Origin of the sequence: Terrimonas sp. (assembly GCF_003075435.1) — a bacterium.
Classification (GTDB): Bacteria; Bacteroidota; Bacteroidia; order Chitinophagales; family Chitinophagaceae; genus Agriterribacter.
Map to the genome: position 1 here is coordinate 301972 of NZ_QCZJ01000002.1, position 15999 is coordinate 317970.

Annotated in this window: 13 protein-coding genes; 7 read left to right on the plus strand and 6 right to left on the minus strand. The window is 39.6% G+C overall.

Translation table 11 applies throughout. The features are described 5' to 3' along the window. The 3 genes from DC498_RS26370 to DC498_RS03970 all read left to right on the plus strand — a co-directional run. On the plus strand, window positions 1-2022 hold a 2022-nt coding region (locus DC498_RS26370), incomplete at its 5' end, for a PKD domain-containing protein (protein WP_206197521.1). Window positions 2023-2205: 183 nt separating this feature from the next. Then, window positions 2206-2574 carry a hypothetical protein gene (locus DC498_RS03965; protein ID WP_133176757.1) on the plus strand — a complete coding sequence of 123 codons (369 nt, stop codon included), beginning with the start codon at window positions 2206-2208 and terminating at the stop codon, window positions 2572-2574. 99 nt (window positions 2575-2673) lie between these two features. Beyond that, a complete protein-coding gene (locus DC498_RS03970; RefSeq protein WP_116872827.1) occupies window positions 2674-4815 on the plus strand; it encodes an elongation factor G in 2142 nt (713 codons plus the stop codon). A gap of 63 nt (window positions 4816-4878) precedes the next feature. Here the strand turns inward: DC498_RS03970 and DC498_RS03975 are convergent, their stop codons facing one another. From DC498_RS03975 to DC498_RS03985, 3 genes are read right to left on the minus strand one after another with little or no spacing between them, the layout of a single operon-like run. Next, a complete protein-coding gene (locus tag DC498_RS03975) occupies window positions 4879-5568 on the minus strand; it encodes a DUF1345 domain-containing protein (protein ID WP_116872828.1) in 690 nt (229 codons plus the stop codon). A 38-nt stretch (window positions 5569-5606) separates the two neighbouring features. After that, complete coding sequence (locus tag DC498_RS03980; protein ID WP_116872829.1) at window positions 5607-5978, minus strand: DMT family protein; 372 nt, start codon at window positions 5976-5978, stop codon at window positions 5607-5609. A gap of 43 nt (window positions 5979-6021) precedes the next feature. Next, on the minus strand, window positions 6022-7461 hold the full coding sequence (locus DC498_RS03985) for a PAS domain-containing sensor histidine kinase (protein WP_116872830.1): 1440 nt from the start codon (window positions 7459-7461) through the stop codon (window positions 6022-6024). A gap of 154 nt (window positions 7462-7615) precedes the next feature. Between DC498_RS03985 and DC498_RS03990 the strand changes: the two genes are divergently transcribed. Together DC498_RS03990 and pepT are read left to right on the plus strand one after the other, a co-directional pair. Then, the gene (locus tag DC498_RS03990) at window positions 7616-8554 is read left to right on the plus strand and encodes a site-2 protease family protein (protein ID WP_116872831.1); all 939 of its coding nucleotides are present in this window, start codon (window positions 7616-7618) and stop codon (window positions 8552-8554) included. 20 nt (window positions 8555-8574) lie between these two features. Further along, complete coding sequence (gene pepT / locus DC498_RS03995; protein WP_116872832.1) at window positions 8575-9822, plus strand: peptidase T; 1248 nt, start codon at window positions 8575-8577, stop codon at window positions 9820-9822. A gap of 79 nt (window positions 9823-9901) precedes the next feature. Here the strand turns inward: pepT and DC498_RS04000 are convergent, their stop codons facing one another. Continuing rightward, window positions 9902-10426, minus strand: coding sequence for an acyl-CoA thioesterase (locus tag DC498_RS04000; protein WP_116872833.1), 525 nt, complete (start codon window positions 10424-10426; stop codon window positions 9902-9904). A gap of 595 nt (window positions 10427-11021) precedes the next feature. Beyond that, window positions 11022-12119 (minus strand): mandelate racemase/muconate lactonizing enzyme family protein, encoded by a 1098-nt coding sequence (locus tag DC498_RS04010; protein WP_116872968.1) that lies wholly within the window; start codon window positions 12117-12119, stop codon window positions 11022-11024. Window positions 12120-12234: 115 nt separating this feature from the next. Between DC498_RS04010 and DC498_RS04015 the strand changes: the two genes are divergently transcribed. Further along, entirely contained in the window at window positions 12235-13464 is a 1230-nt protein-coding gene (locus tag DC498_RS04015) for a proline dehydrogenase family protein (RefSeq protein ID WP_116872835.1), read from the plus strand. Between the two features lie 191 nt (window positions 13465-13655). After that, window positions 13656-14297 carry a hypothetical protein gene (locus DC498_RS04020; protein WP_116872836.1) on the plus strand — a complete coding sequence of 214 codons (642 nt, stop codon included), beginning with the start codon at window positions 13656-13658 and terminating at the stop codon, window positions 14295-14297. A 156-nt stretch (window positions 14298-14453) separates the two neighbouring features. Here DC498_RS04020 and DC498_RS04025 read toward each other — a convergent pair whose 3' ends face one another. After that, on the minus strand, window positions 14454-15929 hold the full coding sequence (locus tag DC498_RS04025) for a DNA recombination protein RmuC (RefSeq protein ID WP_116872837.1): 1476 nt from the start codon (window positions 15927-15929) through the stop codon (window positions 14454-14456). Between the last annotated feature and the right edge of the window lie 70 nt (window positions 15930-15999).

The window sequence follows — 15999 nt, forward strand, 5'->3', positions numbered from 1 at the left end:
GTGAACCTTGGCAATGATACCACCATATGTGCAGGCAACAGTGTAACCATTGATGCCGGACCTGGTGCAAGCTATGCATGGAGCAACGGGGCAACAAGCAGAACGATCACCGTATCTCCGTCTTCAACAACAAGCTACTCTGTAACCGTAACCAATGCTACAGGTTGTACAGGCACTGATGCAAAACAGGTTAATGTAGGTCCTGCCTTAACGGTTAATTTAGGACCAGACAAGGACTATTGCGGAGGATATATGCTGTTGGATGCAGGCGTAACAGGTGCTACCTATCAGTGGGGAAGCACTTATAATCCTGTCGCATATATTTGGGAGAAGAATCAGCAAACCGCTGCTACCGGTCCGGGCAAGTATTGGGTGACCGTAACTAAAAATGGTTGTACTGCATCAGATACAATTGTACTGCATCCTAAAAAAGCGGTTACTGCATCATTCACTTATACTAAGGCAGGCGATGGTACCTGTGGACCATTTGAGTTAAGCGTGACAGAAAATTCAGATGTATGCTCAGGAGCAGTTAATAATCGTGAGTGGAATTTTGGAGATGGAACAATAATAAGCGGAGTTAACCAATCTGTTACTCATACATACAGTGCACCTGGTACATATACAGTAACATTGATAGTATCAACCAGTGCGCCTGCAAAGGATACAATAAAACAAACAATAACTTTTACCGGAGCAACTATCTCTGTAAATCTGGGTAACGATACTACTTTATGTTCTGGAAGCAGCCTTGTTCTTGATGCCGGCAACCCTGGTTTAACATATGTATGGAGCACCGGTGAAACAAGCCAGACTATCAGCGTAAATACATCGGGTACTTATTCTGTAGAAGTTAATAATGGCTTATGCAAAGCTATAGGTACTATACAGGTAACTGTTTCAGACGGGCTGAATATTCAGCTTGGCAATGATACTACCATATGTCCTTTAAATAGTGTAACGCTTGATGCGGGTAACTATCCTGGCGCTACTTATTTATGGAGCAGTAATGCGGGTAATAAAACGTCTCAAACCGTTACTGTCAGCCCTGATGATCCCATGACTGTATACACAGTAACTGTTACCAGGGGAACATGTACGGGCACAGGTACTAAAACTGTTTACGTTAGCTCAGCATTACCAGTAAATCTTGGCAACGATACAGCAATATGCGCCGGTTCAAATATTACGCTTGATGCAGGACACCCGGGTGCAACATACCTGTGGAATAATGGTACAGCATTCCAGACAAATACAGTTTATGAGGCTGGAACTTACAAGGTAACTGTCAATTACATGGGCTGTTCAGGCGAAGACTCAATCAATCTTGCATTGATTGCTGCACCGGCGCCGGTTGATCTGGGAGATGATATAAATATATGCTTTGGTAACAGCCTCGTACTTGATGCGGGTGAATATGCAGGTGCAACATACTCATGGAGCACAGGTGAGACTACACGCACCATTACTGTTTCTTCAAGCAATACTTATAGTGTAACGGTAGCTAATGGTTGTGGAAGTCCTGTAACAGACGCTATTAATGTTACTATGGGTAATCTTCCTTCACCGGTTATTACGCAATCAGGTTTAGAATTGATTTGCACACAGGCGGATACTTATCAATGGTATAAAGATGGCATATTGATCCCTGGCGCAACAAATCAGAGATATAAAGCAAAAGGCTACGGCGTTTACTCGGTAGTAGTTACAAATACAGCTTTAGCATGTTCAGGAAAATCTGCTGACTACTGGTTTGTGCCTGCAGGTGAATTCTACCTCGGTGATATACGGTTGAAAATAACACCTAACCCAAGTGCAGGACAAACCAAGCTTGTAGTGTCTAAATTACCGCCTAGGCCGATAAAAATGACGGTATACGACAGGATTGGAAGAAGATTGATAACCAGGGAAATATCAAATGCTGTTAATGATATAAATATGACGGGATATGCTAAAGGATTATATTTTGTAGAATGTGTGCTTGATAACAACAGAGTAATTCTTCCATTGGTAACCCAATAAAGTTTTTTCGCGAATCTGGTGGACAACAACCCATCCGACGGGGCTTCCCTGTCGGATGTTTTTTTATGCACATATCTATGGTATATTAAGGTATTCTTCGTATTTTTAAAATGCTACATAGAGCATCCGCCCCATGGCTTTGGAACAATTCATTAATTACTTCACTTTTAAAATTGTATGCCCATGGTTACTACAACAGACATCGATCAGTTTACAGAGGAATGTAATGCCTGGAGAGAAGCATTACGTTCACAACGCGAAGAATTCAACAGAATGAAAAATGAACTTCAGGAAGCATCAGCACACATTACCAGTAAAGAATCTCTGAAAGCTGTTGAACATTATCAAAACCAGTTTGATATCCAACTCTCCAACATTCATGATGTTAAGCAATCAATAAAAATGTACGCTAAGATGTGTGCCTTACAACCGGCAGGAGATGATATTATGCTGTCGGAACACGAGCGCATTGCATCGGATTATAATGATTTACAGCGTACATTACAGGAGCTTAAGCATGAATTCCGGCAATTTCTTATAAGCTATTCATAAATATCCTTTTTTGCATTTTACATCGCAGTATATAAAATACTGCGGGAGGATTTGTTATGTCCTCACCCAACTATTTTTTAACGATTAAAATTATTTGCCATGGCTGCCGAGTTCGACACATCCCATGTAAAAAACATAGTACTACTTGGGCATGCAGGCTCCGGTAAAACGGCGCTTGCAGAATGTTTACTTTTTGAAGCCGGTTTAATAACGCGCAGGGGCACCATTGCCGAAAAAAATACGGTTGGTGATTACCATGAATTAGAGCAGGAAAGAGGGAATACCATTTTTTCAAAGCTTATGCATACCAAATGGCGCGGATATAAAATTAATATTATTGACACGCCGGGTTATGACGATTTTTCAGGAGAAGTATTATCTGCGCTTCGTGTAGCCGATACCGGTATAATGCTGCTGAATGCCGCAATGGGCGTTGAAGTAGGAACAGATATTATCTGGCAATATACTGAGCAATTTAAAACACCTATGATTTTTGCGGTCAATCATCTTGATAATGAATCCGCTGATTTTGACGCAACTGTACAGGAAGCAAAACAGCATTTCGGTAATAAAATTACCATCATACAATACCCCCTTCAGCAAGGAGAAGGTTTTCATTGTATTATTGATGTGCTGAGGATGACAATGTATAAATTTAAAGATGCAGGTGGAAAGCCTGAGAAGCTACCCATCCCTGATAGTGAGCGCGAGAAGGCCGATCAGCTGCATAAAGAGCTTATAGAAGCGGTTGCCGGAAATGATGAAACCCTGATGGAGAAATATTTTGAAAAAGGAGAACTGGATGAAGATGAAATAAAAACAGGCATGAAAAAAGCAATGATCAATCATGACCTGTTTCCTTTATTCTGCCTTTCGGCAGAAAGAAATATGGGTTGTGGACGATTGATGGGATTTATTGACAATGTTTGCCCCAGCGCTAATGAAATGCCCGCACAGGTATCCGTCAAGGGTGAACCGGTTGCCTGCAATGCCGCTTCGCCGGTTTGTGCATTTGTATTCAAATCCGTGTCAGAATCTCATGTCGGCGATTTGTCTTTCCTGAAAATTTTTTCAGGCACACTAAAAACCGGAATGGAACTTATTAATGAAACTACCGGAGCATATGAAAAGATCAACCAGCTTTACGTGGTAGAGGGCAATAAGCGAATTAATGTAAATGAACTTAGTGCCGGTGATATAGGTGCTACATTAAAGCTGAAGAACACGCATGTAAATAATACATTGCACGAAAAAAACAGCCATTACGAACTACAGTCTATTGCTTTTCCTCCTGCCAATATGAGTATTGCCATAAGCAGCCAGAAAAAAGGAGAGGAGGAGAAACTCGCTTCAGCACTTCACCAGCTCAGGGAAGAAGATCCAACAATTATTGTTGAAGTGTCACCGGAACTAAAGCAAACCATATTGCATTGCCAGGGCGATATGCACCTTGCTGTAATTAAATGGAAATTACTGCATCAGTATAAGGTTGATGTTACTTTTACTGATCCGCGTATTCCATACAGGGAAACTATTCAAACTGCCGCTGAAGCAATATACAGGCATAAAAAACAATCAGGTGGCGCAGGACAGTTTGGAGAGGTACATATGCGCATTGAGCCGTGGTATGAGAACATGCCTGATCCGCAAGGACTAAATGTGCGCGGCAGGGAAGTACAGGAGTTGCCCTGGGGTGGTAAGCTGGCTTTTTATAACTGTATTGTAGGCGGTGCTATTGACCAGCGGTTTTTGCCATCAATATTAAAGGGCGTAATGGAAAAAATGCAGGAAGGCCCCTTGACAGGTTCTCATGTAAGAGATATACGGGTCTCTGTCTTTGACGGGCGTATGCATCCGGTGGATAGCAATGACATTTCGTTTAAAATAGCCGGACTGATGGCTTTTAAAAACGCATTTCAGTTATCGGCCCCGCAATTACTTGAGCCAATAGAATATGTAGAAATACTTTGCCCGGAGAACATAACTGGGGCTGTTATTGGTGATCTTCAAACACGCAGGGCAATTATTGAAGGCATTAATGTGGAAGGAAATTTTACAAAAGTAATTGCTAAAGTACCGCTTGCTGAAATGAATGATTATTCTTCTGCACTGCGTTCGCTTACCCAGGGAAGGGCTAAATTCACCAAGCGCTTTTTCGAATACGCCGTTGTGCCTTATGAAACACAGAAAAAACTCACAGAAAGCTATAGTAAATTGAGTAAAGAGGAAATGGTTGGCTGAATATGAGATCATTAAATACTGCCGTTATAAGGCGACGGGGCGAATTCAGGTGCTTTATCATTTTTATCCGTCTTTTAATCCCACAATAATATTAATGGTCAACGCCACTATGATCGTATTATAGATAAAAGAGATAAAACCATGCAGTAAGGCAAGTTTGCGTACCTTCTTTGAAGATATATCAACATCTGATACCTGGAATGTCATGCCTATTACAAAGGAAAAATAGGCAAAATCCAGGAAGTCGGGCAACTGATCATTGGGGAAATCAAGCCCACCCTGGTGGGTATCAGGTTTACTTTCATGATTGCCATAATACATATGTGCATACCGTGCAGTAAAAAGAGTATGAACCGTTATCCATGAAAGAATCATTCCGGCTAATGCAAGTGGCACGTGCAGTGCTTTTCCCGGGCTTGTTTCGTTTTTTTCCGTAAGCAGTAATATAATAGCCAGCATACTTGCGGCAGAACAAACCAGTACTATAATAAAAATGATTACCCGGCTCGGATCATCCTGTGCTGCCTGCCTGCGGATTTGTGTATGCGGTGTGGTAAAAAAAGATAGCCAGTACAATATCAACAGGCAAAAGCAAAATACATCCCAGCCCAGCATTATTCGCGAAGCGATATCTGCCTCAATGAATAAAAATGGTATGCCCGCTGCAAATGCCATACATAGCAGCAACTTTGCAATAGCGTGTTGACGGTTCAACCAATTTTGCTTTTCAGCGCTTTTTACAGCTTTACTCATGCCGCCCCTTAATGTTCTAAAAAAAATCTTATTCGTCTTTATTTTTTAAAGATAAAATATACTGCACCTACCAGAAGTACACAGCCTATAAGGTGATTAACAGTTAAAGTTAAATTTTTGAAAACGATCTTCGAAAAAATAACAAATACAACCAGCGTAATTATTTCCTGCAGTACTTTTAACTGTAACAATGAAAAAGGACCACCCAGTTGGTCTGAGCCTATCCTGTTTGCCGGCACCTGGAAACAATATTCAAAAAAGGCTATTCCCCAGCTAACCAAAATAATCAACCACATAGAAGTAGTTGCATGCCCTGTTCCTCTGCCAAAAAATTTGAGATGCCCGTACCATGCCAATGTCATAAATGAATTTGAAAGCAGCAGCAGGAGAATAGTATAAAACGATTTCATTGAAAATTTTCCGGAAATATATAAAAAGTATTATTGCCGGTAACTAAATTTCAAATTCAACTTTTAGGGTAAATCCGTTGCCGGGTGAAGAGGTCATCTCTACATTTCCCTGGTACAGTTCAATACGGTTCCTGATATTGCGCAATCCCAGTCCCTGGTTATTTTCAGATAGATTTACACCAATACCATCATCAATAATTGTAAGCTGCACTTTTGCATCAGGCTTCCTGATTATGATACTCGCATTTTTTGCCCTGGAGTGTTTTGTTATATTATTAAGCTGCTCCTGTATTATCCTGTACAGCATCAGCATGTGACTTTCTGTTAATCCCGCCTGATCAAAATCCAGCATATCTACAGTAATGTTGATGTCCTGTACTCCTGCAATTACATCTGCCAGGCTATTTACTGAATGCTCTAACCCAAGTTCTTTAAGCAGGGGTGGGGCAAGGTTTTTTGATAAGTTTCTTAATTCAACAATGGCTTTGTCAATATATTCATTGCTTTTTTTCAGCAATCCTTCTCTTATATTGTCATTTGTAATTGAATGCTCTATATATAGTTTGACCACTCCCAGTAGCTGGTTAACATTATCATGCAGCTCTTCGGCAAGTTTGCGCCGCTCGCTTTCCTGTGTATCCATAACGGTTCTGGCTAACTGCCTCCTGTAGGTTATTTCTTTTTCAGTGAGCTGTTTTTCCAGATCCCGCTGTTCTGTACGATCCTGCATTGATACAATTAACCTGAAGGGTTTTCCATCGGCGCCTCTTAAAATAGAAAACCAATCTGTAATAACTTTATAGGAGCCGTCTTTGCATAAAAACCGGTATTCATTATGAACACTTTCAATATCCTGCTCCTGCATAGCTTTATTCAGCTTGTCTATTACTTTCTGCTTGTCTTCATGATGAATATTTGATTTCCACCATTCAAAACCTTCCTTCATATCAGCTGCGTCATAACCAAACAACAATTTTATATTATTGTTGTAATACAGCTCCCTGCTGCTCATATTCCAATCCCAAAGCCCTTCCTTCGATGCTTTATTTAAAAGATTATATCTCAGGAGATTTTCCTGAGATATTTTCTCTTCAGCAATCTTCTGAGTGGCGTCTTCAATCAATACTACAAAAAAAACGTTCCCATCATCATCTGTAAAATCATTCACCTGCGCATTGCAGGATATATTTTCACCCGATTGAGTAATAATATTGAGCACCTTTTGCTCATTTTTTTCTGTTACCTGAAAAAATGCTGAAAATTGATTTGCTATACCTGCGCCCGAACTGAGCAACAATGAAAAATTTTTTCGGAGTAACTCTGCTGCATTATATTTTACTATTTCACTGAAAGCTTGATTTACATAACTGAAATTATATTTTGCATCCAGTCGTGCTATGCCGGTGGTAACGGAAGCCAGGATTAAATCGATCTCTTTATTTGAAAATGATAGGGATTTACTTTTTTCAGATTTTATTTTCATAGCAAAATTGTAATGCAACAATAAATGTAATTCAGTTCGCAGAAAAATACGTCAATTTAATTTACATAAAATGGGAGATTGAAACCATTACAAGATAGCAACTAATTTTTTAATTTGAATTATATACCCTATAATTAGGTGGAAATAATCGGCGATGGATGCAGGTAATACAGTAGTTAGTAAAAAACCAGTACCTGAAGAAATGCCTGAGACCAAAGCTATTTGGTTGAAAGCATTGCTCAGTCTTGTTTTGTATATAGGCATCTATTATTTTTTATTCCAGCAGAAAATTAAATGGATATTGCTGTTGGTAGTAGTGATGATCATACATGAAGCAGGGCATTTTATAGCCATGAAGTATTTTAAATACAAAGATGTGCAATTGTTCTTTGTACCGTTCCTCGGAGCTTTCGTTTCAGGCAGACCAGGTATTATATCACAAAGGCAAAGGATAATTACGCTATTGGCAGGCCCTTTACCCGGTATTATCACAGGAATATTACTGTTTGTAATATTTAAGTATAATCAACAGATTTTTTACTATCACCTTTCTTTAATGTTTGTTCTGCTGAATATATTCAATCTTTTACCTGTAAGCCCGCTTGATGGCGGACAATTAATTGAAAATCTTTCTTCAGGTACAAACAGGATCATTCAACCCATATTTCTTGCCGCATCAGGTATAGCTTTATTTTATTTTGCACTTGTTACACATAATTATTTTATTCTGCTTATTGTTTGGCTAATTGTAACGAGGTTGAGGGCGCAAATAATGCAGAACAGGATATATAACGATCTTGACAAATCATCCGTTCCATATAATAAATCGTACGAAGCTTTAAGTGATGAAGAATATATGAACATACGAAAATGCATCATCAGGAGAGTACCTTCTCTGAAAAGTTATGATGAAGATGAGATTTCGGATGATGAAGGACCTGTTATGGAATACGTTCAAAAGTTATTAAAAGGTACAGCTAAAAACGACATGACATTGCAGTATAAAATTGTTGTGATAGCAGTATGGATTATATTTACAGTTTTTCCAATTATTATGTATGTACTTTGTACTCCGGGGTATCATATATTTTGATTTTATAAATATAGTATGGCATGTTTGAACATTACAATTATAGCGTTGCTGATCGGTTTCTTCGTTATGTGCAGGTTGATACACAATCAGATCCTGCATCACTGAAATATCCATCTACCGAAAAACAAAAAAATCTTTCCGGTATTCTTGTGAATGAATTAAGAGCGTTGGGAATAACTGATGCTGAACTGGACGAATACGGCTATGTATATGCTACCATTCCTTCGAACTCGCAAAAAAAGATACCAGTAATTTGTTTTTGCGCCCACGTTGATACATCGCCGGATTGCAGCGGCAATGGCGTGAAACCTGTTATCCACAGAAATTATGATGGCGGGGATATTGTATTACCCGATGATCAAACACAAATCATTACTACCAACGATCATCCATACCTGAAAGAGAAGAAAGGCGATGATATTATTACTGCGTCTGGCACAACGTTATTAGGCGCTGATGATAAGGCCGGGGTAGCAGTAATTATGGATATGGCGCAATATCTGGCTACTCATCCTGAGGTAAAACACGGTACTATTAAGATATTATTTACCCCGGATGAAGAAATAGGAAGGGGAGTAGACAAGGTAAATCTTGAGAAATTAGGCGCTGACTTTGCGTATACGCTTGATGCCGGAGAGCTGGGGAGTTTTGAAGATGAAACTTTTTCGGCAGATAGTTTTACTGTTACTTTTTCAGGTGTGAGTGCACACCCGGGCTATGCAAAAGATAAACTGGTAAATGCCATTAAAGTTGCTGCTGCTTTTGTTGAAGGACTTCCCAAAAACGGGTTGTCTCCTGAAAAAACGTATGGCAGGGAAGGTTTTGTGCACCCGGTGAATATCAGCGGTATTTCAGAGCAGGTAGTTGTTCAGTTTATTGTCAGGGATTTTAATACCACAAAACTGGGCGAATATGAATTGTTGCTGCAACAACACGTTGACGAAACCATAAAGAAATTTCCCGGCGCCACGGCAACGGTACAGGTTAAAGAACAATATCGCAATATGAAAGAAGTACTCAATGATCATCCTTTGGTAAGTGAGTTTGCCATTGAGGCTATAAAACGTGCAGGTATTGAACCTAAGCCCGGCAGTGCAAGAGGCGGAACAGATGGATCACGTTTATCATTTATGGGTTTACCATGCCCCAATATATTTACAGGCGAAATGGCTTTTCATGGCAGGCACGAATATGTAAGTATACAGGATATGGAGAAAAGCGTTCAAGCCATTGTGCATTTGGCCCGCTTATGGGAAGAGCGGGGATGAATCCGGATGAAATTGTGAGGCGTGAAACGGGAAATCTGAGAAAACCATTTCAGAATAACCGTAGCTGTAAATGACCGGGTTAAGACTGGTTTACAAAAAGCGCTTTTAGTTCTGCCGCGTCATTAGGTTTCATTTTTCCGCCCAGTATTAATCTTAATTGCCTTCTGCGGATAGCGCCTTCATACAACCTTTGTTCTTTTTCTGTTTCAGGTGTAAGTTGGGGCACAGGCGATGCCTTTCCTTCAGCATTCAAAGCTACAAAAGTGTAATAAGCTTCATTACTCTTATACTTATGCTGGTTTTTAAGATCTTCACCCCAAACTTCCATATGCACTTCCATCGAGCTGGTGAATGCTCTTGTAACCTTTGCATGTATATAAACCGCATTACCAAGCTTAATAGGCGCTTCAAAAGAGATATTATCAACAGATGCTGTTACAACAGGCGCATTGGCATGCTTTTGTGCCGATAATGCCGCGGCAATATCCATCCAATACATTAACCTGCCTCCCATTAAGTTACCAAAAACATTTGTATCATTCGGCAGCACAAGCTCCGTCATCTGTATCAACGATTCACTGGCCTTTTTTGAGTTTACTTCCATACTAAAATTTACGCAAAGATAGATGAAAAACAGCCTGTTCGCCTGCCTCTTTAAAGGTATCTTGTACACACAAGTGTACCTCACCCTCCTTCTTCCTCTTCATGCAATGGCGAGGGAGCGGTGCTGCAGCGCAAAGCCAGGCAGTATCGCTGCCACATCAGCTATAAAATATAACCAGGCAAGCATTTAACCATTTTTCCGCTTTCATATTTTCTGGTTCTTTTTATTTTCAGGTTGCCATTCTTACCGTTTTTAAACTGCCGGAAATTGAGGCTCCCCTCTCCGTTGCGCGGAGAGGGGCTGGGGGTGGGGGAGAAATTTGAAACGGGAAGATTTGAAAATCTTAAATACACCCGGTAATGCATTTAAAGTGCAGTGCACCGCTGATCTTTGCAGCATAGCAAAATAACATGCAATAAGCCGCAGCGTGGCGGAATATTATTATTCATGAATGCCTGATTTAGTTCTTGCTGGCATAGAATGTTAATGGTAGTACTGCAGTTGAAGTGTGCAACGAAGCTTTATAGTACCACTGCAGCCAGGTTCATAAAAAACATATATGTATTGCAAATAAAATAGCTGTGCCCTCTTACTTTCAAATTTCCACATTTTCCAACCCTTCCAAAAACCCATCGTCCGCATCCGCTCCAATGCCATTGCCATCAGGCAATTCAACCATAAAACCATTATACCGGACGCCGCCTTTTACCGGATCAGCTTTATGACCAAGCATACAGGTATCCATATCGTAAAACCTGATATTATTTTTGGCAGCAGCAAAATGCGCAAAGGCGGTTAAAGCTACCCTGCTTTCCAGCATGCCACCCATCATACAGGGAATATTGTTTTTCTCACAAACAGTATTTATTTTTTCTGCCTCCAGTATACCTCCGCTTTTCGCGAATTTAATATTCACATAACTACAGGCATTGGCTGCAATTAAACGTTCGGCATCATGGTGATCAAACACGCTTTCATCTGCCATTACAGGTATGGGCGAAACTTTATGTAATTGCGGCAAATAATGATCGTTATACCTGCGCATGGGCTGTTCACAAAACTGAATATCATATTTACCCAATTCAGTCAGTGCATGCAAAGCGCCATCCTTTGTCCAGCCCTGGTTAGCGTCTATACGTAACCGTATATCATTACCGATAGCCTTCCTTATCTGTTTTATCCGTTCAATATCCTCATCAGGGTCTTTTCCCAGTTTTACCTTTATGATGTGCACGCCTTTGTTTTTATAATCAATAGCGGTTTGCGCCATTGCCCCGGGTGCACCGATCCCGATGGTAAGATCAGTTTCCATGCTTTTTTTATTGCCACCCAAAAAAGCATACAACGGCTGATTGCTTTTTTTAGCAGCGATATCATACAACGCCATATCAAAAGCGCTTTTAATAGTGCTGTTGTATGCTGTAAAAGCATGTAGCTCATTCATCCGGCTGTCTATATCCAGCGCGTTTTTACCCTTCCATATAGCGGCAAAATCTTTTGCCATTTCAAAACAGGTAGCTTGTGTTTCGCCAACGATCATAGGAAAAGCAGAACATTCGCCAACACCATATATTCCCTCATCAGTATATATTCTTATAAAAATATTCTGGGCATAATGCATGGTACCGGTAGCAATGGTAAATGGATGCATGGGAATGCTGAATTTGTATATAGCTGTTTGCTTTATTTTCATATTATGTACAATAGATTTGGCAAAATAAGTAAAGAAATGAGCAAAACCGGCAAATTTATTCACTAATACATATCAGCGGGTTACTTACTTTTGGGGCCTAAAGAAAAACTCCGGTATGGATAGATCTGTTCCTGTTTCTTTTGACAATACTGAAAACGCATTTGAATATAAAAGTAATGCCGCGCTGAAAAAAGCCCGGTTTCTCTTCTCTTCAATGGGCTATGCATCGCTTGTAAAATTGGGAACCGCTATTACGCCCTGGGCTATAAAAGCGGGGTTGCCTGTAAAAGGTATTATCCGCAATACGATTTTTGATCAGTTTGTTGGCGGGGAAACACTGGAAGAAACTGCCAATGTTGCAAAAAAATTAAGTGAATATCATGTAGGGGTTATACTTGATTATGGTGTTGAAGGCGGCGATTATGGAGAAGAGGCTTTTGATCATTCTATGGATGAATTCATCAGGGTAATTGATTATGCTGCCACGCAACCTAATATTCCGTTCATGAGTATTAAGGTAACCGGGTTTGCAAGATTGGGTTTGCTGGAAAAACTGGATTCCTCTGTTTCTGATCATCAGGGTTCATTAATGAAACGTTATAACCAGGCAGTAAATACTTTAACAGATGAAGAAAAGAAAGAGTGGGAGCGGGTACAATACCGGATGGAAAAGATTTGCAAAATCGCTGCTGAAAAAAATATAGGTGTGCTGGTTGATGCGGAAGAAACATGGATACAGGATCCCGTTGATGTAATAACGATTCTGATGATGGAAAAATTCAATAAAACCCGTCCTGTTGTTTACAATACCATCCAGTTATATCGCCATGACCGGCTAAAATTTTTAAGAGATTCTCTCGAAGCCGCCGAATTAAAACAATTTATCCTTGGCGCTAAGCTTGTACGTGGCGCATATATGGAAAAAGAAAGGAAACGTGCAGAAGAAATGGGCTATGCTTCACCAATACAGCCTAATAAGCAGGCAACAGATGATGATTATAATGCAGGTGTTACCTTTTGCATTGAACATCTTGATAAGATTGCACTTATTGTTGCTTCGCATAATGAATACAGCAATCTGCTTGCAGTAGATCTGTTGTTGAAAAAAGAACTTCCGCTCAATCATCCGCATGTACATTTTTCGCAATTGTACGGCATGAGCGATAATATAACTTTCAATCTTGCTAAAGCAGGCTGCTCTGTAAGTAAATACCTTCCTTTTGGGCCAATAAAAGATGTTATTCCATATTTAATGAGACGCGCACAGGAAAACAGTTCAGTAGCCGGGCAAACAGGCCGTGAGCTCGGATTAATAAGAAAGGAAATGCAAAGAAGAAAATTATAATGATGAGGAATTATTGCCTCACAACGGAAACGTATTTTCCCTTATTCACGTCTTTAATAGTATCCTTCCTGCATTAACAATTCATAAGAGTGGCTTTGTTATGTATGCCAGAGATGTATGACATCTTTTGGCATAGTTTTCATTTTACTATTCAATGAATTACAACTTTAACAATCTTAAATTACTTACTTATGAAACTGAAGAACACGTTGTTTTTTATTGCAGTGTTTACCACGCTTGGCCTACTTTCTTTATCAGCGCAAAGCCAGGTTCAGATTGGTATTAACGGTGGAAGACTTGAAGGGACGGGAAGCTCGCAATGGGGTTTTGGTGGTCATGTTAAATTTCTGGTTGCTGATAAATTTGCAATCGGTGTTGCAGCAAGAGGTTATCCTAAAAATGTAAAAACAAGCGATATTAATTTTGGTGGGAACAATTATAAAATGACCCGTGGAAACACTATTGTACCTGTTACAGGTTCGCTTGATTACTATTTTGGTAAAGCACCTGTACGTCCTTATATAGGTGCAGATATAGGTGCTTATTTCAGGCAATATGTATTGACGATTACTCAAAATAACGGGAGTAGTTCATATTATAATACCAGCGATAAGCAAACGTTTTTCGGAGCCGCCCCAAGAGCAGGTTTAAATGTAGCACTTGGACCGGTGGGCATATTCGGACAGGCAGGATACAATTTCTTATTCGGGTCAGGCGATAAAAATAATATTACTGTGCCTGGTATAAACAACGATATTGATACAAAACCAACAGATAAATTCTGGACATTTGATGTAGGCGTATTTTTCAAGATAGGTGGTGGATCTAATTAAATCCGGCAATCTTTACTCAATATATATCAACAGGAACTCCCGGACTGATGTGCCGGGAGTTTTTATTTGCAGAAGTAATTAGATGTTTCTCCTTCTTTATTTAATGTCAAAACAATTAAAATATATTTTAAACAGGAGAGTTGTATTAGTATATGCTCAGGTATCTTGATCATCATTAAAAAGTATATCAATGCTATTGTCTTTTATTGCTTCATTAACCTTGTTTTGTACCTCAGCGCCTGGTAATTGCTGTACTTTACGCAATTGCCGCTCAATAGCCCTGCTGCGAACTTCCGCCTGGTCAATGGTATTGGTTGCTTCCTGCAATTTCTTTTTGGTTCTTTCCAGCACTGTTCCAAATTTACCAAATTCGGTTTTTACCGCGCCAAGCAGATCCCATACCTCACTGCTTCTTTTTTCAATAGCCAGCGTTCTAAAACCCATTTGCAGGCTGTTGAGCAAAGCGCTCAATGTGGTAGGACCGGTAATGGTTATTTTATAATCTTTCTGGATTTGCTCAAACAAGCCAGGTGTTCTTAATACTTCTGCATACAAACTTTCAAAAGGAAGGAACATAATGCCATATTCAGTAGTGTTTGGCGGATCAATATATTTTTCTTTGATATCCCGTGCATTTTTCAGAATGGCATTTTTAAATGATTTTTTTAATTCATCAATTTTTTCAGGATTGCCGTCGTCATAAGCATCTACCAGTGCTTCATAATCTTCCTTGGGAAATTTGGAATCCACGGGCAGCCACAATGTTTTTTCAAGATTGTTGTTGTTGGGCATTTTGATAGCAAATTCTACAATAGCACCGCTGCCGGCCTTGGTTTTTACATTCCTTTCATATTGCTCATTGGTCAGTAAATCTTCAAGAATATTGGCAAGCTGATATTCCCCTAAAATGCCTCTTGATTTTACATTGCTCATTACCTTTTTTATATCTCCCACGCTGCTTGCCAGAGATTGCATTTCACCCAGTCCTTTATGCACCAGTTCAAGCCTTTCGCTGATCAGTGTAAACGAATCATTAAATCTTTTTTCAAGTGTGGTTTGCAGTTTTTCATCTACCGTATTCCGCATTTCTTCCAGCTTTTTGCTGTTATCTTCCTGCAGGTTTTTTAATTTATTCTCAACGGTTTCCCGGATCCTTTCCAGTTTTGTTTCGGTGTCATTTTTGATTTGCTCCTGTTTTATGAAAAGATCATTGAATTTTTGCCGTTGCAGCTCGTTAAAATTCTTCATGTTATTGGTGAATTTTTCTTCAAACGATTTCAGGCTGCCTGCTAATTCTGCACGGTTATCTTTTGCCGCATTGCTTAATAATTCGCTCAGCGTTCTCTGGTTGCCGGTCAAACCTGTAATGGTTTGGGTAAGTTGATCCGAAAAATTTTTCAGGGTTGTACTGAGCTCCTGGCGGGATTCACGTGCATTTTTTTGTATTTCATCCCGGTTGCCGGAAAACTCTGTTCTGATCAAGGCATCAATTCTTGAAACATCAAGGCTGGTTTTTATGAGCGTTGTTTTTATTTCATCAATATTGATTGCGGGTTTTTTAAATAAGGTGATAAGCAGACTAATTATAAGTAATAATGTACAGGCTATCAATAGCGTTTCCGGTAGTGTCATGAAATGGTATTAATGTAAGTATAGATAGTTTCGAAATTATACTATTTAATTTAATGCATCCTGTTAACAC

Excerpts from the sequence above, each read along its gene's own strand:
- DC498_RS04015 (WP_116872835.1), top strand. The coding sequence starts at position 12,235 with ATGGATAGATCTGTTCCTGTTTCTTTTGACAATACTGAAAACGCATTT.
- DC498_RS04025 (WP_116872837.1), bottom strand. The coding sequence starts at position 15,929 with ATGACACTACCGGAAACGCTATTGATAGCCTGTACATTATTACTTATA.
- DC498_RS03975 (WP_116872828.1), bottom strand. The coding sequence starts at position 5,568 with ATGAGTAAAGCTGTAAAAAGCGCTGAAAAGCAAAATTGGTTGAACCGT.
- DC498_RS04020 (WP_116872836.1), top strand. The coding sequence starts at position 13,656 with ATGAAACTGAAGAACACGTTGTTTTTTATTGCAGTGTTTACCACGCTT.
- pepT (WP_116872832.1), top strand. The coding sequence starts at position 8,575 with ATGTTTGAACATTACAATTATAGCGTTGCTGATCGGTTTCTTCGTTAT.
- DC498_RS03990 (WP_116872831.1), top strand. The coding sequence starts at position 7,616 with ATGGATGCAGGTAATACAGTAGTTAGTAAAAAACCAGTACCTGAAGAA.
- DC498_RS03965 (WP_133176757.1), top strand. The coding sequence starts at position 2,206 with ATGGTTACTACAACAGACATCGATCAGTTTACAGAGGAATGTAATGCC.
- DC498_RS03970 (WP_116872827.1), top strand. The coding sequence starts at position 2,674 with ATGGCTGCCGAGTTCGACACATCCCATGTAAAAAACATAGTACTACTT.
- DC498_RS03985 (WP_116872830.1), bottom strand. The coding sequence starts at position 7,461 with ATGAAAATAAAATCTGAAAAAAGTAAATCCCTATCATTTTCAAATAAA.
- DC498_RS04010 (WP_116872968.1), bottom strand. The coding sequence starts at position 12,119 with ATGAAAATAAAGCAAACAGCTATATACAAATTCAGCATTCCCATGCAT.
- DC498_RS03980 (WP_116872829.1), bottom strand. The coding sequence starts at position 5,978 with ATGAAATCGTTTTATACTATTCTCCTGCTGCTGCTTTCAAATTCATTT.
- DC498_RS04000 (WP_116872833.1), bottom strand. The coding sequence starts at position 10,426 with ATGGAAGTAAACTCAAAAAAGGCCAGTGAATCGTTGATACAGATGACG.